We start from the raw sequence: 21,751 nt of genomic DNA on the forward strand, positions 1-21,751 counted from the left end.
AACTCGGGGGCAAGCTGTGTGGATTGACGCAGAGCGGGAATTGGGGTGAAACATACGCAATTAAAACAATGTTTGGTTGAAGGGGCAGTTTTCGGATGTTGGGATGGCAAATTTTCGTTCATTCAGTGCGGATGGTGTTTGGTAACCTGAAACAGGTCCTGCAAATCACGGTTGGGCCTGCGGTGATTGCGACTATCGCAATTGTGGCTTTGTTTCTGGCCCTTGGTATTCCGCTTGAGGCGCTTGACGAAAATGCTGGCGAATTACCTCCGGGCACGACTGCCGGGTCAATCTTGATCTTTATGTTCGTCCTGCTGGTAGTGTTGTTGGGCACCATGTTCTGGATTGCCGTGTCATGGCACCGCTTCATCCTTTTAGAAGAGTATCCTACGGGAGTGCTTCCAACATTCCGTTTCGACAGGATTCTAGCCTACTTCGGTCGTTTTCTCATGCTGGGAATTCTAATGGCAATCGCATTTATCCCCATGAGCTTGGTTGTTGCGGTTCTGGGCGAAAGCCTTGCGTTGCTTTCCCTTATTGTTTTGATTTCCTACACGGTTTTTCTGGTCATTTGCTTCTTCCGCCTTTCCATAATTCTTCCGGCGGCTGCAATTGGAAGCCCGATCTCACTAAAAGACGCTTGGAGCAACACAACTGGCGTCGGCCCTTCTATTTTGGTGTTGCTGGTTGTTGCGTTCCTGTTCCAGGTTCTGGTGCAATTGGTTTTCACCGCTCTGGCGATTATTCCGGTTGTGGGAGTGTTGCTGACCGTGTTTTTCGGCACGCTCATCCTTCCGATGATCAATGTCAGCATCTTTACCACCATGTACGGTGTCTTTTTCGAAAAGCGCCAGCTGTCCTGAGCCCGTACACATATGTATTCCTTGCCCTTATCGCGGTGATACGGCAGTGAGGCGGACATGACTGATTTCATGACCCGCGCCCGCGCCGCAGAACAAGCGATGCGCTCTGTGTTTCCTGCAACGCCTTTGCAGCGGAATGCCCATCTGTCCGACCGTTATGGCGCGGACATTTGGCTCAAACGTGAAGACCTGAGCCCGGTGCGGTCGTATAAGATTCGCGGCGCGTTCAACGCGATGCGCAAGCAGCAGGGGCAGGACCTATTTGTCTGTGCCAGCGCGGGCAATCACGCACAGGGTGTGGCCTTCATGTGCAAGCATCTGGGGGTCAAGGGCGTGATCTTCATGCCGGTCACGACGCCACAGCAGAAAATCCAAAAGACTCGTATCTTTGGCGGCGAAAATATCGAGATTCACCTGACCGGAGACTATTTCGATGACACGCTGGCCGCTGCCCAAGCGTGGTGCACGCAGCAGGGCGGGCATTTCCTGTCACCGTTCGACGACGCGGATGTGATCGAAGGTCAGGCCTCATTGGCGGTTGAGATCGAAGAGCAACTGGGCGGGGTGCCAGATCATGTCGTGTTGCCGGTGGGCGGTGGCGGCATGTCCTCGGGCGTGGCGACGTGGTTCGGGGATCGCAGTCATTGCTTGTTTGTCGAGCCCGCTGGGGGCGCATGTCTGCGTGCTGCATTGGCGGCAGGGCATCCCGTTGCGCTGGATCATGTGGATACCTTCGTGGATGGCGCGGCGGTCGGACGAATTGGTGAGAAACCGTTCGATTTGCTGAAATCGCGCCACCTGTCGGATGTGTTGGTTCTGTCCGAAGACCGTATCTGCGCCACCATGATTGAAATGTTGAATGTCGAAGGCATCGTGCTTGAACCGGCTGGGGCTTTGGCGATTGAGGCGGTGGGTGACGTCCAAAGCTTTGTGCGCGGCAAGACCGTAGTCTGCGTGACGTCCGGCGGTAATTTCGATTTCGAACGTTTGCCCGAGGTCAAAGAACGCGCGCAGCGTTACTCGGGGGTGAAAAAGTACTTTATCCTGCGCCTGCCGCAGCGCCCGGGTGCGCTGAAAGAGTTCCTTGGTATTCTTGGCCCCGAAGACGACATCGCCCGCTTTGAATACATGAAAAAATCAGCGCGCAATTTCGGCTCGGTCCTGATCGGGATTGAAACCCGCAAACCTGAAAACTTCATGCGCCTGTTTGCGCATCTGGATGAGGCCGGGTTCACCTATACAGACATCACCGAGGACGAGACCCTGGCGCAGTTTGTGATCTAGCAGAGATTCTGTTGCAACTCTGCTTCGAACTTGAGTTTCGAGCTGTAAAAAAGCGCCAGCAGGGCCGGCAGATCAACTTCTACGCCTTGACCTGCCGCGGCCTGCCGTTCGCCATCCTGGCAGAGTTTCGAGAATTGATCGAACCCAAGGCTGAGAGCGCTGCCTTTCAGGAAATGCAGGTTCTGTTCCAATTCGATTCGGTTGGTATCGTGATGCAGACGCGCGATAACCTCTTGCACCTCTTCCAGAAAAATCTCGACCACCTCGTCAAATTCATCTGGGCCAACTTCGTCCCGCAATTGCCTGACTCTGTCCCAGTGGATCATTGTGAGATACCTGCCATTTAACCTTCAAGGTTCTGGTTAAACCACGGCTGGTAAAAACCAGGTTAAGGGCACCATTTGAACGTGAGTCGGGTCTTCACCGGATGTTAAGCCCGCAGACGCTAGGGTCTCTTTGACCGGTCAATTTTGTAAGAGCTGAGTGTAAATGGTACCAAGGGCGAGTCTTGAGGACACCAGATCAGATCTGGACTTCGGCGCGATCCGCAAGGTGCTGGTTGTGGATGACAGCCGTTTGCAGCGGCGCATCCTGGTGGCCTCTCTCAGGAAATGGGGGTTTGATGTGGTCGAGGCCGATACCGGCGAGGCCGCGTTGGAGCTTTGCCAGACAGACCCGCCCGATCTTGTTCTTAGCGACTGGGTTATGCCGGGGATGAGTGGTCTGGAGTTCTGCTGCGCGTTCCGCGCGCTGAATTCGGACCAATACAGCTATTTCATTCTGCTGACGTCCAAGAGCGAAAAGCAAGAAGTCGCCCGAGGTCTGGATGCCGGGGCTGATGATTTCCTCATCAAACCTTTGGAGGCGGATGAACTGCGCGCGCGTATCTCTGCCGGAGCGCGTATTTTAGATATGCAGCGCGAACTTTCGCAGAAAAACAGGCTGATTGAATCCGCGCTGGAAGAGCTGAAGCTGGCGCATGACGCTATCGACAAGGATTTGATGCAGGCGCGTAAGATTCAGGAATCGCTGGTGCCTGAACTAATGCGCGACTTTGGCAACTCGCGGGTCAGCCTGTTGCTGAAACCGTGCGGACATATTGGCGGCGATCTTGTTGGCATGTTCTCGCCCGGCGTGAATCGGTTGGGGTTCTACAGCATTGATGTGTCCGGCCACGGGATCACATCGGCCATGATGACGGCCCGGTTGGGCAGCTATCTGTCCAGTAAGCACTTTGATCAGAACGTCGCTATGGAACAACGGTTTAACAAGTTCTACGCACTTTTACCGCCCGAGGATGTCGCCAAAACGCTCAATTCAAGGCTGATGGCGGATACGGGGATCGAAGAATATTTCACGATGGTTTATGCCATCGTCGACCTGCGCAACGGTCTAATGAAGATGGTGCAGGCCGGGCACCCGCACCCTCTTTTGTTGCGGAAGGATGGCAGTAGTGAGTTTTTGGGCGACGGCGGTTTACCTGTCGGACTGATCGAGGACGCAGGCTTTCATCAGATCGAGACAAAATTGCAGCCCGGGGACAAGCTGTTGCTGTATTCCGACGGGTTTACCGAATGCCCCTTGGCCGATGGCGGTCTGTTGGACGAAAACGGTTTGCAGGAGATGGCACAACATTGCGTTACGGAACATGGCGGGTCCGAGTTTCTGGATGACATGTTCTGGCGACTGACGCAGGTGATGTCGCCCAAAGAGGGGATAGGGGATGACGTCTCGGCCGTGTTCTTCGAATATAACGGCCCTTAAAGCGACCAAAGGTGCAGCTTGGCAAAATGCCGATCGCCGTCATTGCCAAGCTTTTCAATCGCGTCTGACGCATCTATCCATCGTGCTTCGTGAAACGCCTCGGCTGGCGGTCCGATGCGGCGGACAGGACGCGCGCGATAGATCATACAGATTTTTTCCGCCCACAGATCGTATTCGGGCATATACGCGTAGCGGCGAAAGGCGCCGACGCGACGTGGGTTGGCAACCAGCCAACCGGTTTCTTCGTAAACCTCGCGGTGAAGGGCCGTGATTGGCGATTCGCCCGGATCAATGCCTCCGCCCGGCAGTTGCAGCTCTGGGTTGAGGCCGTCGTCATACCATGTCACTAACAATGATCGTCCACGAGGCAAAAGCACGTACACTCCCGGTCGCAGTGTGTATTTCTGCCCTGCCTGGGGGGTTTCACCAAACCGTCTGATCATGTATGGCCCCTTAAAACCCAATCTGTACGACCTATATGGTGCCGGTATGCCAACCTGTGGCGTGTAAGGAAACCCCATGTCTCTTGGAACAAAAATCGCGTGGGACGACACCGTCCTGCCCTTTCAACTTGATGCATCCGACATGCGCGGCCGCGTGGCCCGTCTGGATGGCGTGCTGGATGGCATCCTGAAGCAGCACGATTATCCTCAGCAAGTCGAAGCGCTGGTGGCTGAAATGGCCTTGCTGACCGCGTTGATCGGCCAGACCGTTGCGCTACGCTGGAAGTTGTCGTTGCAGGTGCAGTCCAAAGGCGCGGTCCGCATGATCGCGACCGACTATTACGCGCCGCAAGAAGAAGGCCAGCCTGCCCAAATTCGAGCCTATGCCAGCTTTGACAACGACCGGCTGACCGACGCCGCACCTTTTGATCAGGTGGGCGAAGGGTATTTCGCTATCATGATCGACCAGGGCGAAGGCACGCAGCCGTACCAGGGTATAACGCCCTTGGCGGGCGGATCGCTGAGCGCATGTGCCGAGGCGTATTTCGCGCAATCCGAACAGTTGCCGACGCGGTTCTCGCTGAGCTTTGGTAAATCGACCGAGCCTGGCGTGGGCGAGCATTGGCGCGCCGGCGGCATCATGTTGCAGCACATGCCGAAAGCCTCGCCCTTTGCAGCATCTGGTGAAGGTACTGGCGAGATCCTGACAGCAAGCGATTTGGTGGACGGCGAAGAGGGTGAGAACTGGGGCCGCGTCAATATCCTGCTGGATACTGTCGAGGATCTGGAAATGATCGGCCCTTCGGTTGCTCCGACCGATCTATTGGTTCGTCTGTTCCACGAGGAACAGCCGCGTGTTTATGACGCGCAATCGGTTCAATTTGGCTGCACCTGTTCCGAGGACCGGGTGCGCCAGAGCTTGTCGATCTATTCGGCGAAGGACATCGAAAAGATGACAACGCCGGAAGGTCTGGTCACGGCTGATTGCCAATTCTGTGGTGCGCATTACGTGCTGGATCCGGCAACTGTGGGCTTTGAAGCTGAAGACAGCAAAGGTGCATGATCCGGTTGAACAGATCCGGGCGGCCTTGCGCCGCCCCGGTCACGGGTCCAGTGATTTTGACCTGAACCCCGATACCGTTCTGCCGCCCGGGCGGCGGCTGCGTCCTGCCGGTGTTCTCGTGGCCATATCTTTGGCTTATGACACGCCTCGGGTGATCCTGACCAAACGATCTTCGGCGCTGAAGCATCACCCCGGTCAGATCGCTTTTCCTGGCGGCAAACAGGATGAAACGGATGCCGATGTCACGGCGGCGGCTTTAAGGGAAGCACAAGAAGAGATCGGACTTCCACCCGATATGCCAGAGGTTCTGGGGTTTCTTCCCATGCATGAAACCGTCACCTCTTTCAACGTTACACCCGTGGTTGCAGTCGTACGTGACACATTCAAACCTGTGCCCGAACCCGGCGAGGTGGATGAGGTTTTCTCGACGCCTCTTGCCCATCTTCTAGATCCCGAGAATTATCTGGTTGAGGCGCGTCGCTGGCGCGGTCAGAAACGCAGATATTACACAGTTCCGTTCGGCCCCTATTATATCTGGGGCGCGACGGCTCGCATATTGCGCGGGCTTGCAGCACGGGTGAATGAATGATGCAGATAAACGAGCCTTGGGTCAGTGAACCAGCGACCCAACAGGTATGCGCCGCCCTTACTGCATCTGGTGCGCAGGCACTTTTTGTGGGTGGCTGTGTGCGCAACGCGCTTTTGGGCGCACCTGTCTCGGATATCGATATTGCTACCGACGCGCGACCACAGCAGGTGGTTGAGATGGCGCAGGCTGCAGGGCTCAAGGCTATTCCAACGGGTATTGACCACGGTACGATCACGGTCGTCAGCGCCGGTATCCCGCACGAGATCACGACCTTCCGTCGAGATGTTGAAACCGACGGGCGGCGCGCTGTTGTTGCGTTTTCCGATCATGTCGAGGAAGACGCGGCCCGGCGCGATTTCACCATGAACGCAATCTATGCGCAGCCAGATGGCACTGTGTTGGATCCGCTTGAAGGGTTGCCCGATCTTGAGGCGCGACGGGTGCGGTTCATTGGAACGGCCGAGAATCGTATACGCGAAGATTATTTGCGCTCGCTTCGATATTTCCGGTTTCACGCTTGGTATGGTGATCCACAGGCTGGGTTCGACCCAGATGCGCTTTCCGCAATTGGTGCCAATCTTAACGGGTTGAAATCACTGTCGCGCGAACGGGTCGGGGCGGAACTGCTGAAACTACTGGCAGCGCCCGATCCGGCCCCTGCAATTGCAACAATGCGCAGCACGGGTGTCTTGGCGCAGCTGTTGCCGGGCGCAAACGACCGATCCCTTGCGCCTCTTGTTGCGCTCGAACAGGCGGCGGGTGCTGATCCCGATCCGGTGCGACGGCTGGCAGCCATCGCCACGCCTGAAGACGCAGCGACATTGCGATTGAGCCGTTCGCAATTGCAACGTCTGACCCGTATGCGTAACGAGGCACAAGCCACCACCAGCGTGGCCGAGCTGGGTTACCGCTACGGTGACGAAGGCGGTTTGCACGAGACCCTTCTGCGTTGCGCTTTTCTGGAACAACCCTGGTCCGAAGCCTTCAGGCATGACTTGCATAAAGGCGCGGCTGCCCGTTTCCCAATTCAAGCCAAGGATCTGATCCCCGCTTTCACAGGACCAGCGCTGGGCCAGAAACTGGCCGAGCTTGAGAGCCGCTGGATCGCGTCCGGCTTTGCGTTGTCGCGCGAGGAGTTGCTGGCAAGTTAGCGCTAAGTCTCAAAAGGGGATGACAAACCAACACGTTTGTGGTTACGTGCGACTGTCACATGGATGGAGGACTGCGAATGTATTACGGGATCTGGTTCGGCTAAAGCCAGAACACTTGCCCCGTAAAGGGTGGTGTTCAGGCGCCATTCTTCTTCGCACGTCTACATTTAAGCTCAATCGGAGCACTCTCCATGTTTCGCTATTTCGAAAATCTTGTTGACCCTTTTGTCGCCTACAAAGAGACCGACGCGCCACCAACCAAGTTGTGGCCGTTCATGTTGGATTATTCGCGGCCTTTCGTCCTGGTGTTTGTCTGGGCCGCACTGATTTCTGTCGTCGTCGCAGGGGTCGAAATCGGGTTGATCTATTATATGGGCCGCGTTGTCGACCTGCTGGGCGGATCTCCTGCAGAAGTCTGGCAGAACCACGGGACAGAGCTGTTATTGATGGCGGCGTTTGTTCTGCTGCTTCGTCCGTTACTGCATCTGATCGACGTACTTCTGTTGAACAACACGATCCTGCCTAACTTTGGGACGCTGATCCGCTGGCGCGCGCATAAACATGTGCTGCGCCAATCGGTTGGCTGGTTCGAAAACGATTTTGCCGGGCGGATTGCGAACCGGATCATGCAAACGCCTCCTGCTGCAGGCGAGGTGGTGTTTCAGGTCTTTGATGCGATTTCCTTCTCGCTAGCCTATCTGATCGGTGCGGCGATCTTGCTGTACGCAGCGGATTCGCGTTTGTTGATCCCCTTGCTAATCTGGTTTGCGTTTTATGCGATGCTGGTGCGCTGGACGGTGCAGCGTGTCGGTCCGGCGTCAAAAGCGGCCTCAGATGCGCGCTCGACTGTGACGGGTCGGGTTGTGGACAGCTATACCAACATCCATTCCGTCAAGATGTTCGCCCATGGTCCGCAAGAGTTGGACTATGCCCGCGAGGCGATTGAAGAAACCCGCCGAACTTTCCAGATCGAGACGCGGATTTTTACGATCATGGATGCGGTTCTCGTCACCTTGAACGGCATGCTGATTGTGGGCGTTGTTGGTTGGGCAATTGCGTTGTGGATGCAAGGCACCGCTTCGGTTGGTGTCGTTGCGGCTGCCACCGCACTGACTCTTCGTCTGAACGCCATGACCGGATGGATCATGTGGGCGCTGACCAGCTTTTTCCGCCAGCTTGGTATCGTGGCCGAGGGGATGGAGACGATTGCCCAACCCATTGATCTGTTGGATGCGCCCGCTGCGAAACCCTTGCGACTGAACAAGGGTGAGATCCATATCCGCGACCTGTCGCACCACTACGGTCGCGAAGCCGGTGGTTTGGACCACATCAACCTAACCATCCAACCCGGCGAAAAGATCGGTTTGATCGGTCGGTCCGGTGCTGGAAAATCGACCCTAGTTAAGCTTCTATTACGGTTTTATGATGTCGAGCGGGGCGCGATCCTGATTGACGGGCAGAACATCGCAGATGTCACGCAGGACAGCCTGCGCAGTCATATCGGCATGGTTCAGCAAGATAGCGCTTTGCTGCACCGGTCGGTGCGGGACAATATCCTTTATGGCCGCCCTGATGCGACCGAGGATCAGATGATCGCCGCCGCCAAGCAGGCCGAAGCGCATGAGTTCATCCTTGACCTGCAAGACCCGCAAGGGCGCACGGGGTACGACGCGCATGTAGGCGAGCGGGGCGTGAAGCTGTCCGGTGGTCAGCGGCAACGCGTGACGTTGGCGCGGGTGATCCTGAAGGACGCGCCAATCTTGTTGTTGGATGAGGCGACATCCGCCCTAGATTCCGAGGTTGAAGCGTCAATTCAGGAAACTCTCTACGGCATGATGCAAGGTAAAACCGTGATCGCAATCGCACACAGGCTCAGCACGATCGCGCAGATGGACCGCATTTTGGTCATGGATGATGGCCGCATCGTCGAAGAAGGTGCCCATTCCGACCTGTTGGCGCAGGGTGGCCTTTACGCGCAGTTCTGGGCGCGGCAATCTGGTGGCTTCATGAATCCGGAGGCCGCGGAATGAGGGTTGCTGACCTCATCCAACCGTTCAAAACCACTGAAACGCCCCCACCACAGACGTTGGGGGCGTTCATTCGCTGGAGTCTGTCCGGGGCCTGGCCGATGTTGTTTGTTGCAGCTTTCTTCTCGGCCACAGCCGGCGCGATGGAGGCGGGCACGGCTTGGATTTTGGGCCGCGTGATCGACGTGGCAACGTCTAGCGGTCCGGAAAACTTTTTGACCGTGCATAACACGTGGATGATCTTCGGCGCGATCGCTTTCTTTATGTTGGTGCGTCCGATCCTGTTTGGCCTGTCTTCGGTTTCGAACAATTACATCGTCATGCCCAACATCACACCCTTGGTGTTGGCCAAGTTGAACCGTTGGACGCTGGGCCAGTCGGTGACGTATTTCGACGATGATTTCGCTGGACGCATCGCACAGAAGCAGATGCAAACGTCGAACGCGATGGCTTCGGTCGTGTCAGAAACGATCAGCGCCATTGTATTTGCCCTGGCGTCTCTTGTGGGGTCTTTGCTTTTGTTAGGGTCTATTCACCCGCTTGCGATGCTGCCTTTTGCCGCTTGGCTCGTGGTCTACTTCCTGCTTGTGCGCTGGTATTTGCCGCGCATCCGTCAACGCTCTGCCGCGCGGGCCGGGGCGCGGGCGATGGTTTCGGGGCAGGTGGTTGACACGATCACCAACATCAAGACGGTTAAGTTGTTTGCACATTCCGCTTTCGAAGATCAGTCTGCGCGCGACTCGATGGTGGAACTGCGCGAACGGTCGCTGGATTTCGGTAAGCTTTCGGCCAGTTTTCGATTTATCCTGATGACGTTGGCTGGTGTTTTGCCGGTTCTGCTGCTGGGTGCGACGCTTTGGTTGTGGCAAATCGGCATTGCGACCGCAGGGGATATAGTGGCAGCAGGTGCCGTCTCAATCCGGATTGCGCAAATGACGGGTTGGGTCAGTTTCACTCTAATGGGCCTCTACGCCAATGTGGGTGAAATCGAAAACGGGATGAAAACGCTGGCCAAGCGTGACCGGGTCGAGGATGCGGGGGACGCAAAAGACCTGGTTGTGCACGACGGATCAATCTCATTCGAAAATGCCAGCTTTGCTTATGGTCGGGACATAGGCGGTGTTACAGATCTGACCCTGACTATAAAACCCGGCGAAAAGCTGGGTATCGTCGGCGCCTCGGGCGCGGGTAAGTCGACGCTCGTGTCCTTGCTGCTTCGACTCTATGACAGGGAAAGTGGCGCTATTCGTATTGACGGGCAGGACGTGTCGCAGGTGACACAAGACAGCCTGCGCCGCCAGATCGGTATGGTCACACAAGAAACAGCAATGTTCAACCGTTCGGCGCGCGAAAACATCCTGTACGGTCGCCCGGATGCGTCCGAGGATGAGATGATAACCGCTGCGAAAAAGGCCGAGGCGCATGAATTCATCCTCAGCCTTGAGGATGCTAACGGTCGCCAAGGCTATGACGCTCATCTGGGCGAAAGGGGTGTAAAACTCAGCGGCGGACAGCGTCAGCGGATCGCTTTGGCCCGTGCCATTCTGAAGGACGCGCCGATTTTGGTTCTGGACGAAGCAACCTCGGCACTTGATTCCGAGGTCGAAGCCTCGATTCAGACCGCGCTGCATCGGGTAATGGAGGGTAAGACCGTTCTGGCCATTGCACACCGGCTGTCCACCCTCAGCGAGATGGATCGGATCGTTGTCCTGGACCAGGGGCGGATTGTCGAAAGCGGAACACATGAGACGCTGCTGGATCAGGGCAGTCTGTATGCGCGGTTCTGGCATCGTCAATCTGGCGGCTTTATTCAGGCGGAAGCTGCTGAATAAGGGTTTTGTTGACTTGAAAGCCCGGCTATCAGGCCCTTCATGACGCAGCGATTCACAATCACACGGCTCGGCCATCAGGGCGATGGTATTGCCGATGGCCCCGTCTATGCCCCGCGCACTCTACCAGGTGAGGTCGTAAGCGGCACTTTGACGGGTCAAGTGCTGACCGATATCCGGGTGGAAACGCCATCCGAAGATCGGGTCAAGGCGCCGTGTCGCCACTACAAAGCCTGCGGCGGGTGCCAGTTGCAGCACGCGTCTGACGCCTTTGTAGCTGATTGGAAGCTTGAAATTGTGCGCACCGCGTTGGCTGCGCAGGGTCTGGATGCGCCGATGCGCCCGATACACACGTCACCCGAACAGTCGCGCCGGCGTGCGACGGTCGCCGTAAGGCGTACAAAGAAAGGTACGTTGGCCGGGTTTCATGGTCGCGCGTCGGACACGATCACGGAAATCCCCGACTGCCGGTTGTTGGACCCCGAGTTGACCGCGGCCATTCCTGTGGCCGAGGCGCTGGCCGTTCTGGGTGGAAGCCGTAAGGGTGTTCTGGCGGTGACACTGACACTCTCCGAAGGCGGATTGGATGTAGCTGTTAGAGGCGGCAAACCCTTGGACGGTCCGCTGGAACTGGCGCTGGCTCAAGCGACCGAGAAACACGGGTTGGCGCGGCTGAGTTGGGACGGTGAAGTGATCGCTATGCGACAGGCGCCGGTTCAGCGGTTTGGAAGAGCCGCCGTCACTCCGCCGTCCGGTGCGTTCTTGCAAGCGACCAAGGACGGAGAACAGGCTCTATTACAGGCGGTTTTGGAGGCAACAGAGGGTGCAAAGCGCGCCGTCGACCTGTTTTCAGGTAGCGGTACGTTTTCGCTTCCCCTGGCCCAAAAAGCCGAAGTTCATGCTGTGGAAGGCGAGGCCGCAATGGTTCAGGCGCTGGATCAGGGCTGGCGCAGAGCGCAGGGTTTGAAACGCGTAACAACTGAGGCCCGCGACCTGTTTCGTCGTCCATTGATGACTGATGAACTAAAGGCCTTTGACGCGATTGTTTTAGACCCGCCCCGCGCCGGAGCCGAGGCGCAGGTGGAGGAGTTGGCTCAAGCCAGTCGACCAGTGATTGCCTATGTTTCCTGCAACCCGGTGAGCTTTGCGCGGGACGCAAAAATCCTTGTTAACGCAGGCTACACCCTTGAATGGGTACAGGTCGTTGACCAATTTCGGTGGTCGTCACACACGGAACTTGCTGCGCGCTTTGTCCTGAACGCCGCATCTTGACCAGACAGGAGATCGCGACACATGAGTGTCAAACAGCGTTTGCTGACCATCATCGAAGCCCCGGCTTTCGGGCGTTTCATCACGGCAGTCATCATTTTCAACGCAATTCTTTTGGGGATGGAGACATCACCCACTTTGATGAACGCAGCAGGACCGCTGATTGTCACGCTGGACAAGCTGTGCCTTGCCATCTTCGTGGCTGAGATCACAATAAAGCTGATCGCGACCGGGCGCAGATTCTTTACAAGCGGTTGGAATATATTCGATTTCCTGATCGTGGGTGTCGCACTTGTCCCCAGTGCTGGTGGTCTTTCCGTGCTGCGTGCCCTGCGGATCCTGCGGGTGTTGCGCGTGATTTCCGTGGCGCCCCGCCTGCGCCGCGTGGTCGAAGGCTTTATTTCGGCCCTGCCCGGGATGGCCAGTGTCTTCTTGTTGATGGCAATCCTGTTCTACATCGGCGCGGTAATCTCGACCAAACTGTTCTCGGTGTCATTTCCCGCCTGGTTCGGTGATCTGGGCCTGTCGGCCTATACCTTGTTCCAAATCATGACGTTGGAAAGCTGGTCCATGGGCATCGTCCGCCCTGTGATGGAGGTATACCCCTACGCCTGGCTGTTCTTTGTGCCATTTATCATGGTCACGACTTTTGCCGTGGTGAACCTGTTGGTGGGTTTGATTGTGAACTCGATGCAGGACGCACACCATGCCGAGGACGAGGTTAAAACCGATGCCTATCGCGACGAAGTGCTCGAACGGCTGGAAAGCATCGAACGCCGTCTGGCCGAGCAGATGAACAGCAAAAAGTGATTTCCGTTTCGCAAGGTTTTTGGCATATTAATCTCCAAAAAACAGAGCAGGCAGTGAAAAATGGATCGTCGAGCATTCGGATTGGGGGCTATGGCAACGCTGAGCCTTACGGCTTGTGCCAAAGCTGGCCCAAGATTTTTGACTTATGATGGGCCCGAAGTGACCTCTTTGGTGGTCAACAAAGGCGCACGCAAACTCTATCTGCTGCATCATGAGAAGGTTTTGCGAGAATACGATGTGGATTTGGGATTTGCGCCACGAGGCACCAAAACCAAAAAAGGGGATGGTCGCACGCCAGAGGGCAGCTATCTGATTGACCGCAGGAATCCGCGAAGCCGCTATCACCTGTCGTTAGGTATTTCCTACCCCAACTCCCAGGATATCGCTCAGGCCAAGGCAGCAGGCGTTAATCCGGGTGGTGATATCTTCATTCACGGCCAGCCGAATCTTCGGTCAGAGCTCAAGCGCGCGCGGAAAACACCCGATTGGACCGCAGGATGCATCGCTGTCAAGAATTACGAGATTGAAGAGATCTATGCGATGGTCAACAAAGGCACGCTAATCACTTTGCGTCCCTAGGCGCCACCGGGGTCCAGGCTCCAAACCCGAACACCTCATAGTCATGCTGGTAGACGTCCTCTGCCAGCGCCTCTAGCTCAGCATCATAGATCTGGTCCAGCGTAATCGGTTCATCAGGCGCGCGTGTGCTGGGCTTTGGCGGGTTTGAATGACCGATATCTCGTGCAAGCGCTGGAAGCGCTGTGGTCAGGTCTTCTTCCCGCAGGATCAGGTCTGGCAAAAGGAAACCGGAAATCCCGTCCAGAACCCGGGATTGGCTGCACCATGTCCCGTCAACGCGGATTGGGGTTTGATTGTTGAGGTTAAGACGTAGGAAGCCGAGAAAAGCTAAAAACGCATCACGGTGCTGCGCGACAGAATAATTGGTGTCCCGCACCTGCCCTGGAATCGGCACCTTTAGTCGGTTCCGCAGATAGTTACGCACCATTTTGTAGCTGCCAGGTCCAGTACTTAGAATGTGTTGGCAAAACGCGGTATGCGCCCGCGCCAACGGATGGCGCAGGACTGTGAATTTTCGGTGACCGGTGTGGTTCCTCAACCAGGCGCGGATCTGTTTGCGGTTGCGATCGGTGATTAAATCACCAGTCTTACCGCCGTCCAAATCGGCCAGCCATTGGTTTAAAACAGGCTCTAATCCGTTACGAATGGGCAAATACATCAAGGCCGACTTTGGTGCCGCGACGTATTGCGGGACGGCGGCACCGCGCTGCGGCTCAAATCGAGAGGTGTGATGCAGCCCAAACTGGTCGACATCCGCCAGCGCACGCGCCATGTCGTCAGGATTTGTGACTTTTGACACTGCGGGCGCCGGGTTTTGCGGTTTCAGCGTGTCATCCAGCCGGGTCAGTCGCGCTTTGACCCCCAGCCATTCGGCTAGGCCGTTCAGGACGTCCATTTCAGTCAGGTCTTCATAGGAGATGAAAAAAGCGCTCTGACCTGTCTTTTGTAAATGTCGCCGCAGCATGTGCTGATGGCTCTGGATCTGTTCCAGATAATCCAAGAATTCCTGTGCAAGAAAGGTGACTTGGGCATCGACGCGGCGTTTAACATTCTTCAGCAGCCATTGCTGTGTGGTCCGCGCGATCTTCAAGGACAGGTAGCTGTCCAGAGGGTTGCGGGTCAGTATGATCTTTGCGCAACGATGGTCATTCAACACGGGCTTCAGAATGCGCGGATCGTGTTCTTCGAAATACCGGAACCCGTTGATGTCACCGGGTGCTGTGCGAATGGCTTTCAGCAGCTTCATCGGATCCGCGTCCCGGTCTTCCAGCGTCAGGCCCAGCAGTGTATCTGACTGCAGATTCCCGGCAAAATGGGGATTAAACGCCTCGCCATGGCAGGTCACGCTGTCAAGCGCGTTCAGGTTTGCCTCCAGCAGGTTCGACCCAGTGCGCATGGCCGCCAGCACAACAAAGTAATCATATTTGGCTGCCATTGGCCGTCACTGCACCAGATAGGGTTTGCGGAAAGGTTTTGTCTGCCGACCAAACACATCGTCAGACGGGAAATCACCCATCAGATAGGGGTGCATACCCTGGTTCTTGAGATTTTGCAGGAACTTCCCGAAACCTGTCAGATCGACCATGGTGGGCACTTCGGTCAAGTGGCTGGCCTGATGTGCGCCGATCTCATCCAGAATCGTCTGTAACGGATCCATCGGCGATTCAATGAAATCGGCCAAGGTCCAACTGCGCATGCGGGCTTTGGTCCAGACCGAGGTCAGAACCTCAAGCTGCTTGGTTTCAATCTGCTGCAACCGAGCCGCTTCGCACCGGATCTCCGAGAAGTTGAGGTTTGAACGGAACAATGGAATTGCCCAGGCCCCGGTGATGACCGAAATCTGGGCGTTCTTGTCGCGCGCCAAAAACCAGTTGATCTCTTGCGTGTCTCTTGGGCTGAACTGAAAACACTGCCGTTCCCCCCGCGTGTTCCAGATCAGGTTCGACAGGAATGCTGTGGGGTTGTAGTCCCGTAAAGTTGCACTGTCGCTAAGGGCGCCGTTTGTGATGGTTTCCCCTTGTGCAAATTCGGCGCGATCAGGTCCGAACAAGTGCCCATGGACTTTTGCTCCCGTGGTGGTCACAAGCCAGGATTCAAAATCCTCAAACAGCTCGGAAAATCCCTGGAATACAGAATAAGGCGAAGATGTCAGGCCGTTTTCGCTGCCGTGCCGTGGAAAGCGGCTTTGCATATAAAGCCCGTCGCGTCCTCGCGTCCGCCGTTCCACCGCTTTCGAGAAGATGCGGTCGATCTTGCCGGGATTGGGCTCAGCCGGTTTCATGGCACTGGTCTGGTCCGTCAGAAATGCCTGACACAGCCGTTCGGCCTGAGGCCAGATCTTACGGGCAACAAAGCAATCCGAGCGTCGCAGCAATTGCAGGTGATCGTCATAGAAAATATGCGGACGGCCCTGGTAATCGAATTTGGACAGAGTCAGGGATCGGCTTTCGATATGCGTCGAATATTGTCGTGCAAGGGTCTGGAAATAGCTTTCATCCGGAATCCAAACATGGCGGAAATACTTGTCGTATTGTTTGCGTTTGGGATCTTGAAGGATGGCTGAGAGTGTCTGGCGGGTCAGGCACCACCACTGGCTGCCCATATGAGGCACCAAACCATCTGGAATTTGTCTGCGGTACCCCACGGCACGCTGTAGCCTGACATAGGTGTCAAACAGCTTGCGCTGTTTGCGCCACGAGAATGGGAACCGCAGGGTAAACCGTTCATGATCCAGACCGCCCATGGTCCAGCTGACATCGGATGTCGTTGCGCTTTCGATAAAATCCACGCGGGGCCGTTCAGCCAGGTAATCGATTAGCTCCTGAACAGGACGCAGGGGCAGGCATGCTCCTGAAGACAGAAACACGTGCCGAACGTCGGGAAATTGCTCAAGCATCAATTCGGATGCGCTTTGCGAGGCGGCGACGATGCCCCAGCCGCCCCAATCGCACCGGTGACGTTCAGAAAAAACGATACTGGGATCGTTCGAGCAGGATGCGACAAAACGGACGTAAGTGCCATCCGGGACTTTGCGATCCACGTGCACCACAACCGGACATCCCGCAGCCGTCCAATGGCGCGCCACCTGCTCGGCCCGGTCCAGCGAAGTATGGACCAGCATGACGATGCCCAGGCTACTCACGCCCAATTCCCCTTGGACATAAGGCCCAGAATCTCAAGCTGTCGCCAATTGATGTAAGCCTCGGACCATTGGCACCAGAAAACGGGTTTTTCCTCAAGCTGCGCGGCATAGGCTTTGTATTCACCTGATCCGCGGTAATGTTGACCGCGCTGCAGTTCCTCGCGCGCTTTGTCGCCAAGCGTGTCGATCAGTTTGGCATGAAGCAGCGACCCGCTGGCTTTTTCCCCGCCCCACTCGTCATAAACTTGGTTCAAACCCCGCGGCAAAAGCGAATGGGTCGAGCTGACATAGACATAGCGCCGATCCCACTTCACCAGGGGAATCTTGTTCAACGCAGGCGCTTTGGAGGGGTTTTCGCGAAAAAACACGCGCGCTCTAGGACCGCCTTGAATCCACAGGTTCTTATAATCCGGGTTCTTGGTGATCATGTAGTTCCCGGGATCGAACCAGCGCGCGATTTCGAACGGGTTCTGCCCCTCGCGGTAGGGTTCTGCATCTACCGGACCTTCGGGGTACATGTCGATCAGCATGGTTCCAAAACTGCGCACGGCGCTGCCATCCAACCAGTCCGTCAATGCGCGTATAGGGCGGGTGTCGCAAAACGGATAGATGAAGAATTCATCCGGATCGACGGTCAGAACCCAATGTCCATGCGCGTATTTTCGCAGAATGTAGTTCGACCAGTCCAGGCCATAGCCTGCGCGTTTGTAGCTGGTTGTCGTTCGCCAAACTGACACGTCGGCCTGTTCTTTCAGGAACTCGAAACTTCCATCATCGCTATTGTTGTCGATGAACAAAAAGTGGTTGATGCCCAGTTTGCGGTAGTATTCCAGGAAAAACGGCAGGCGGATTTTTTCGTTCCGGACAACGCTCATTAGAAGAATGTCGTCGTGTCGGATGGCCGATGTGTTGACGCTGGCGGGTTTCAGCTCACGGCGTCGTCTGAGGCAGCGCAGAATACGGCGCTTGCGCCGCAATCGCATTTTGTAGGATTCAAACAGGCTCACGTGACTGCCCAACCTTTATTATGACGCGAGCTTTCCCGACCTCGTCTTTGCAGTTGGCACGACAAGGCATTACCGGTTTATGCCACCTTTGCATCTTCTGAGGCAACTTTTTTAAACCGACAAAGTGTAAACGTGCGGTTGACTGTCGTATTTTCATTGTAGGCCCCAATCCCCGCCAGGCATCAACCCCATTTGTTGCAACTGTTTCCAGCCAGCATAACGGACTGATTGTGGAGTCCACATGACCGGCTGATTAATGACCCCGTCATAATACGCCGCAAATTGGCTTGGATCATGAAAGTGCTGGCGTCGTTCTTTTTCCGATTTGGACTTTTCAACAATCTCCGGCAGGAATTTTGTGTGCAGCAACACCCCCGAAGGCGCCGCTCCACCGGGCCCGTCGTAAGCTGCGTTCAGGTTGCGCGGCAGGGCCGAGTGGCATGAGTTCACATACGCATATCGCCGCGACCAGCGCATCAGGGGGATTTTGTTCAGAGTGGGAGAGCGCTGCCGCGTCTGGGCGAAGAACATCCGTTCCCTTGCGCCGCCTTGAACCCGCAGATTGCCAATTGGGCTTTGTCGTTCTGCGCGATATGGCCCCGCATCGAACCAACACAGCAGATTTGTTGGGTCGGTATCCGGATCATAGGTGTCACGGCCCAACGGACCTTTGGGATAGAGGTCCAGCATCAACGCGCCAAAACCCACCCGGCCTTGTTGGTCCAACCGGGCTGTCAAATCCTGTAGCGGCCTGGTATCGCAATGGGAATAAACCAACAGCTCATCCGCATCGACCATAAGACACCAGTGCGCGTGTCCATGCCGCATCTGGAGCCAAGTCAGCCAATCCAGACCAAATCGTGATCCCCGATAGCTTGAATAGGTTTGCCAGACAGAAACATCTGGTTGATCCAAGAGATACTCTGCCGAGCCGTCATCGCTGCCATTGTCGACGACCAGAAAGTGGCGCACACCCAACTGGCGGTAGTGGCGAAGAAACCAGGAAAGGCGGGTCATTTCGTTGCGCAGAGTGGTAAAAGCCAGCACGTCACCAGCGCGGATCTTGCCGGTCCGATCGTTCAGGCAGGTCAACTGGTTCCGGCTGCGAAAGGATCGCCACAGAAGCCGCCGACGTTTCCAGCGCAGCTGATACTTTTGCCGCCAGCCGATCTTGGGCAGCTTTTGTAACGCGCTGAAGGTCAATTTAGCCTCATTTCTCGTAGTGGCCGTTCTGATGCCAGCGCCAGGCATCCGCTATCATTGTCTCTAACGTGGAGCGTTTTGGCATCCATCCCAGTTCAGTTTCAGCCCGAACAGAGCCCGAGACCAGCTTGGTACAATCGCCTGCCCGACGAGGCCCGGTTGAATAAGGCACAGGGCGGTTGGTAACGGATTTGGATTGCTCGATTACCTCCAACACGGAAAATCCTGATCCGGTGCCCAGATTGAAAACACGGCTTTCCTTGCCTTGTTCCAGCCATTCCAGCCCCAGAACATGCGCGTCGACCAGATCGCAGACATGTACATAGTCGCGGATACATGTGCCGTCGGGGGTGTCATAGTCGGTCCCAAAGACGGTCAGGCCTTCGCGTTTGCCGTCGATCGCATCCAGCATCAGAGGGATCAGGTGCGTTTCGGGCCGGTGGAATTCACCAACGTCTCCGTCAGGGTCTGCCCCGGCAACGTTGAAATAGCGGAAAATGACGTGGCGCAGGCCGTGGGCCACTTCGAAATCTTTCAGGATATCTTCGATTGCACGTTTCGATGCACCATAGGCATTCAGTGGATACTGCGCGGTGGATTCATCCAGAACCACGTTGTCATGTTCACCATAGGTGGCGCATGTGGACGAGAACACAAAATTCAAACACCCGGCTGCAACCGCAGCTTCGATCAAGGTCAACGAACCGGTGACGTTGTTTGACCAGTACAATCCGGGCTGCTTCATCGCGTCGCCCACCTGGCTTAGGGCCGCAAAATGCATCACGGCTGCCGGTTGGTGTTTGGCAAACACCTCGTCCAGACGCGCGCGGTCCAGCAGGTCGCCCTGCTCGAAAGGGCCGTATTTCACCGCATCCTGCCAACCCGTGACCAGATTGTCATATGTCACAGGCACATAACCCGCTTGCGCCAGCGCTTTGCACGCGTGCGAGCCGATATACCCTGCACCGCCAGTAACAAGGATAGTTGTCATGATGCGTCCTTTAAAACGAGTTAACTATACTTAAAATTTGAGCACCGCCGGATGTCATGGGGAAAATCGGTTATTCCAACCCCATCGCCGCCATCATCTCTTCGATCTTTGAGACATCCTGCGGGTTGTTCAGTTCCCAGAACTGGCGGCCCTTGGCCTCGACTTCGACGCACAGTACCTTGCGGCCGTTCTCCATGAACCGAAGCTGCTCCAGGCCTTCCAATTGCTCGAGCGGGCCGGTGGGCCAGCCTGGATATGCGGCAAGCGCATCGGGCCGATAAGCATATACGCCCACGTGATGAAACACCGGGGTCGGCTCGTCGCCTGCATAGGTCTGCGAGGTAAACGGCACGACCTCTTTCGAGAAATACATCGCGCTGTGATCGCGACCGAACACAGCGGTGGTTCCTCCGACACGGTCATGCTTTCGGTCGTTCAGCAAACTGTTCAGCGCGTCGCCGTCACAGCGCAGCACAGGCGTGGCCACACCAGCATCCGGCGCCGCGCGCAGGCCCGCGATCAGGTCTTCTACAAACCAGTGTGGCGTCAGTGGCGCGTCGCCCTGAAGGTTGACCACCATATCATACCCAGCCCCCAGAACCTCATGCGCTTCGGCGCAGCGTTCGGTGCCGTTCTGACAGCTTTCCGAAGTCATCACCACTTCGGCCCCAAACCCTTCCGAGACCTCGCGGATACGATCGTCATCCGTTGCAACGACCACCCGATCAACGCCCGAGACAGACTTGGCTGCGCGCCAGGACCGTTCGATCAGCGTCATCGCAGTGCCTGTGGCACCAGATAGCGGCACCAACGGCTTGCCCGGATAGCGGGTCGAGGCATAGCGGGCGGGGATGGCAATCAGAACAGACATCAGGCTTCCTTTAGTTCAACACCCGGAGCGTAGGCGATAAAAAACGGGTTGGCATAGCCTTCTTTGCCATAGAGCAGCGGCGAATGGTCGTCAAAACGCACCACCTGGCCACCGGCCCCGGCCAGAACCGCGTGGCCTGCCGCTGTATCCCATTCCATTGTGCGACCGACACGTGGGTAGATATCCGCTTCACCGGTGGCCACCAGACAGAACTTGAGGGAAGACCCTGCGCTTTTGCTGTCTTTGGCTTGGTACTTGCTGATGTAATCCTCGGTCGCCTGATCCCTGTGGGATTTCGAAGCCACGACCAAAAGTGCCGAATTGTCCGGTTTAGAGACTGAAATATTCGTCAAATCACCAGGTGTGTCCTTGTCAAATGCGCCGGTTTCCTCGACCGAACGGCCATCGGCTTGTGTATAGAACATACGACCGCGAGCTGGGGCATAAACAACACCTCGCGTTGGTGTTCCGTTTTCGACCAGCGCAATGTTGACGGTAAAGTCGCCACGGCGGTTGATGAATTCTTTGGTGCCGTCCAGCGGATCAACTATCAGGAACGTATCACCTTTTTCCGAATGCGAAGCCGCCTGTTCTTCAGTGACCAGCAGAATATCCGGGAAAGCTGCGCGCAAACCGGCGGAAATCAATGCGTCTGCAGCCTCATCTGCCTCGGTTACTGGGCTGGAGTCAGATTTGACTTTGACATCGAAATCATCTGCCTCATAAATCTCCATGATCTTATCGCCTGCCTCGAGGGCAAGACGTCGGATGACTGGGATAAGCGCGTCATAGGTCACAAAAATGCTCCGTTCCTGTGGTTTGTTGATCCAAACTCATGACCGACTTATGATGTGGCGGTTACGGAA

At 56.1% G+C, this 21,751-nt stretch carries 20 protein-coding genes; 11 read left to right on the forward strand and 9 right to left on the reverse strand.

The window, feature by feature from the left end; genetic code table 11:
* Positions 1–95: 95 nt before the first annotated feature.
* Together GOV91_RS04850 and ilvA are read left to right on the forward strand one after the other, a co-directional pair.
* Complete coding sequence (locus GOV91_RS04850) at positions 96–863, forward strand: hypothetical protein (protein WP_171234647.1); 768 nt, start codon at positions 96–98, stop codon at positions 861–863.
* Between the two features lie 57 nt (positions 864–920).
* Positions 921–2,147 carry a threonine ammonia-lyase IlvA gene (ilvA, locus tag GOV91_RS04855; RefSeq protein ID WP_171234648.1) on the forward strand — a complete coding sequence of 409 codons (1,227 nt, stop codon included), beginning with the start codon at positions 921–923 and terminating at the stop codon, positions 2,145–2,147.
* Here ilvA and GOV91_RS04860 read toward each other — a convergent pair.
* Positions 2,144–2,473, reverse strand: coding sequence for an Hpt domain-containing protein (locus tag GOV91_RS04860; protein WP_171234649.1), 330 nt, complete (start codon positions 2,471–2,473; stop codon positions 2,144–2,146). The genes ilvA and GOV91_RS04860 overlap by 4 nt on opposite strands.
* A 163-nt stretch (positions 2,474–2,636) precedes the next feature.
* Here GOV91_RS04860 and GOV91_RS04865 point away from each other — a divergent pair, with 163 nt between their 5' ends.
* Positions 2,637–3,911 (forward strand): PP2C family protein-serine/threonine phosphatase, encoded by a 1,275-nt coding sequence (locus GOV91_RS04865; RefSeq protein WP_171234650.1) that lies wholly within the window; start codon positions 2,637–2,639, stop codon positions 3,909–3,911.
* Here the strand turns inward: GOV91_RS04865 and GOV91_RS04870 are convergent.
* The gene (locus GOV91_RS04870; protein ID WP_171234651.1) at positions 3,908–4,354 is read right to left on the reverse strand and encodes an NUDIX hydrolase; all 447 of its coding nucleotides are present in this window, start codon (positions 4,352–4,354) and stop codon (positions 3,908–3,910) included. The two genes, GOV91_RS04865 and GOV91_RS04870, sit on opposite strands and share 4 nt — an antisense overlap.
* A 76-nt stretch (positions 4,355–4,430) precedes the next feature.
* On the opposite strand from GOV91_RS04870, the gene GOV91_RS04875 reads away from it, so the two are divergent.
* From GOV91_RS04875 to GOV91_RS04910, 8 genes are all read left to right on the forward strand, one after another.
* Positions 4,431–5,417: an Hsp33 family molecular chaperone HslO gene (locus GOV91_RS04875; protein WP_171234652.1), complete on the forward strand. Its 987-nt coding sequence runs from the start codon at positions 4,431–4,433 to the stop codon at positions 5,415–5,417.
* Complete coding sequence (locus tag GOV91_RS04880; protein ID WP_171234653.1) at positions 5,410–6,006, forward strand: CoA pyrophosphatase; 597 nt, start codon at positions 5,410–5,412, stop codon at positions 6,004–6,006. Before GOV91_RS04875 ends, GOV91_RS04880 begins: the two co-directional genes overlap by 8 nt.
* Positions 6,003–7,157 carry a CCA tRNA nucleotidyltransferase gene (locus GOV91_RS04885; RefSeq protein WP_171234654.1) on the forward strand — a complete coding sequence of 385 codons (1,155 nt, stop codon included), beginning with the start codon at positions 6,003–6,005 and terminating at the stop codon, positions 7,155–7,157. Before GOV91_RS04880 ends, GOV91_RS04885 begins: the two co-directional genes overlap by 4 nt.
* Positions 7,158–7,348: 191 nt before the next feature.
* On the forward strand, positions 7,349–9,187 hold the full coding sequence (locus GOV91_RS04890) for an ABC transporter ATP-binding protein (protein WP_171234655.1): 1,839 nt from the start codon (positions 7,349–7,351) through the stop codon (positions 9,185–9,187).
* Complete coding sequence (locus GOV91_RS04895; RefSeq protein ID WP_171234656.1) at positions 9,184–11,016, forward strand: ABC transporter ATP-binding protein; 1,833 nt, start codon at positions 9,184–9,186, stop codon at positions 11,014–11,016. Before GOV91_RS04890 ends, GOV91_RS04895 begins: the two co-directional genes overlap by 4 nt.
* Before the next feature lie 39 nt (positions 11,017–11,055).
* Entirely contained in the window at positions 11,056–12,285 is a 1,230-nt protein-coding gene (locus GOV91_RS04900; RefSeq protein ID WP_171234657.1) for a class I SAM-dependent RNA methyltransferase, read from the forward strand.
* A 21-nt stretch (positions 12,286–12,306) separates the two neighbouring features.
* On the forward strand, positions 12,307–13,092 hold the full coding sequence (locus GOV91_RS04905; protein WP_171178613.1) for an ion transporter: 786 nt from the start codon (positions 12,307–12,309) through the stop codon (positions 13,090–13,092).
* A 60-nt stretch (positions 13,093–13,152) separates the two neighbouring features.
* Entirely contained in the window at positions 13,153–13,671 is a 519-nt protein-coding gene (locus GOV91_RS04910; protein ID WP_171234658.1) for a murein L,D-transpeptidase family protein, read from the forward strand.
* On the opposite strand, the gene GOV91_RS04915 is transcribed toward GOV91_RS04910, so the two are convergent.
* From GOV91_RS04915 to cysQ, 7 genes are all read right to left on the reverse strand, one after another.
* Positions 13,655–15,106, reverse strand: coding sequence for a nodulation protein NodH (locus tag GOV91_RS04915; RefSeq protein ID WP_171234659.1), 1,452 nt, complete (start codon positions 15,104–15,106; stop codon positions 13,655–13,657). The two genes, GOV91_RS04910 and GOV91_RS04915, sit on opposite strands and share 17 nt — an antisense overlap.
* A gap of 6 nt (positions 15,107–15,112) precedes the next feature.
* Positions 15,113–16,813, reverse strand: a complete 1,701-nt coding sequence (locus GOV91_RS04920; RefSeq protein WP_371732266.1) for a beta-1,6-N-acetylglucosaminyltransferase — start codon at positions 16,811–16,813, stop codon at positions 15,113–15,115.
* Positions 16,810–17,796 carry a glycosyltransferase family 2 protein gene (locus GOV91_RS04925; RefSeq protein ID WP_171234838.1) on the reverse strand — a complete coding sequence of 329 codons (987 nt, stop codon included), beginning with the start codon at positions 17,794–17,796 and terminating at the stop codon, positions 16,810–16,812. Before GOV91_RS04925 ends, GOV91_RS04920 begins: the two co-directional genes overlap by 4 nt.
* A gap of 177 nt (positions 17,797–17,973) precedes the next feature.
* Positions 17,974–19,023 (reverse strand): glycosyltransferase family 2 protein, encoded by a 1,050-nt coding sequence (locus GOV91_RS04930; protein WP_254440595.1) that lies wholly within the window; start codon positions 19,021–19,023, stop codon positions 17,974–17,976.
* A gap of 7 nt (positions 19,024–19,030) precedes the next feature.
* A complete protein-coding gene (gene galE / locus GOV91_RS04935; protein WP_171234661.1) occupies positions 19,031–20,014 on the reverse strand; it encodes a UDP-glucose 4-epimerase GalE in 984 nt (327 codons plus the stop codon).
* A gap of 70 nt (positions 20,015–20,084) precedes the next feature.
* On the reverse strand, positions 20,085–20,885 hold the full coding sequence (locus GOV91_RS04940) for a manno-octulosonate cytidylyltransferase (protein WP_171234662.1): 801 nt from the start codon (positions 20,883–20,885) through the stop codon (positions 20,085–20,087).
* Positions 20,885–21,682 (reverse strand): 3'(2'),5'-bisphosphate nucleotidase CysQ, encoded by a 798-nt coding sequence (gene cysQ / locus GOV91_RS04945; protein ID WP_171234663.1) that lies wholly within the window; start codon positions 21,680–21,682, stop codon positions 20,885–20,887. Before cysQ ends, GOV91_RS04940 begins: the two co-directional genes overlap by 1 nt.
* Between the last annotated feature and the right edge of the window lie 69 nt (positions 21,683–21,751).

This window comes from Ruegeria sp. HKCCA6837, assembly GCF_013034475.1.
Classification (GTDB): domain Bacteria; phylum Pseudomonadota; class Alphaproteobacteria; order Rhodobacterales; family Rhodobacteraceae; genus Ruegeria.